The 957-nt window shown below is 43.3% G+C and carries 2 protein-coding genes; both read left to right on the top strand.

Features of this window, described 5'->3' with window-relative positions:
• On the top strand, positions 1-414 hold a 414-nt coding region (locus tag TW84_RS23325; RefSeq protein ID WP_240478223.1), incomplete at its 5' end, for a polymorphic toxin type 15 domain-containing protein.
• 1 nt (position 415) lies between these two features.
• A partial coding sequence (locus TW84_RS23320) for a GAD-like domain-containing protein (RefSeq protein WP_045977993.1) occupies positions 416-957 on the top strand: 542 nt, incomplete at its 3' end.

Genomic DNA, 957 nt, shown 5'->3' with positions numbered 1-957 from the left:
GTCGGCGAGTACATTGAAAACCGTAACCGCTACGAAAAAATGAGGCGTGCGAAAACAGGTATGGCTCAGGAAGATTTCCGATATCAGTTTTCTCGCAGATTGAATAGCTCGTTATTAACAAGCTATAAGTTGCAAATGACTCCAATAGAAGCAGAAACAAGAGCAATCACACGAACAAAAGAAATCATGAATAATCTAGCCGCCTTGCATGACCCTGATATGATAGCTGGCGGTAAAGATAAGGTGAACCGAATGGGCAACAAACAAGTAAACGCCTCCATAGGCTCGCAATGGCGCCATAAATCACGCCTAACTCAGGTGGATGAACAAGCACAACGCGCTTTGGAAAGATTAGGGCCAGAGACCAAAATGAATGTCTCGCTAGAGCGCTGCCCATTAAGCGGAAGTAGATAAGATGAATGATGAATACTTAGAGTTTTTTCTGTCAAAATTTGGTAGCCCGACAGAACTTGTCGTCGCCACCTCAGAGCAAATAGAGCGCTATCGTGGGATCTTACCCGATAAACTACTGGAATATTGGCAACAGATGGGTTTTTCGGGGTTTCAAGATGGCCTATTTTGGATTACTAATCCCGCTGAGTTTGAAGATGTGCTTGAGTCCTTCCTCAAGGACACAGAGTTTGCCGATTATGACGACTACCATGTCATCGCACGAAGTGCCTATGGAGAGCTCTATCTATGGGGTGAGAGAACCGGAGATTCGCTGAATATTGTTCCTCATCTTAACTGGATTAAAACGCGAAAAGGAAAAGAACGAGATATTAAAATTGGTAAATCTGACTTTTCTGTACAACGCCTGTTCGCTGTTTTATCACCTAGTTCAGCAGACATTGAAAGTGGTGAAACACTTATATTTCCTTCAGTTTATCAAAAACATGGCCCAGTGGGTAAAGACGAGGTCATGGTATTTACCCCTTACCTATTTATGGGCGGTAA

It is taken from the genome of Vibrio neptunius (assembly GCF_000967495.1).
GTDB lineage: Bacteria > Pseudomonadota > Gammaproteobacteria > Enterobacterales > Vibrionaceae > Vibrio > Vibrio neptunius.
Note: the sequence above shows the minus strand (reverse complement) of the source record. Positions and strands in the feature narration are given on the sequence as shown.